The organism is Clostridium sp. AM42-4, from assembly GCF_003480105.1.
GTDB lineage: Bacteria > Bacillota > Clostridia > Lachnospirales > Lachnospiraceae > Brotaphodocola.
This window is the reverse complement of sequence record NZ_QUIK01000051.1, coordinates 1,297-1,574: the sequence shown is the minus strand read 5'-3', so window position 1 is coordinate 1,574 and position 278 is coordinate 1,297. Positions and strand designations below refer to the sequence as shown.

General features: G+C 51.4%; 1 rRNA gene (running past one end of the window). It reads left to right on the top strand.

The annotated features are described in order from the left end of the window. Positions 1-278: ribosomal RNA gene (locus DW922_RS17260) — 16S ribosomal RNA — on the top strand (it continues 1,289 nt past the right edge of the window).

Below are 278 nucleotides of genomic sequence, written 5' to 3'. Positions count from 1 at the left end.
TTTGAGAGTTTGATCCTGGCTCAGGATGAACGCTGGCGGCGTGCTTAACACATGCAAGTCGAGCGAAGCACTTATGAAAGATTCTTCGGATGATTTCATTTGTGACTGAGCGGCGGACGGGTGAGTAACGCGTGGGTAACCTGCCTCATACAGGGGGATAACAGTTGGAAACGACTGCTAATACCGCATAAGCGCACAGTACCGCATGGTACAGTGTGAAAAACTCCGGTGGTATGAGATGGACCCGCGTCTGATTAGCTAGTTGGTGGGGTAACGGC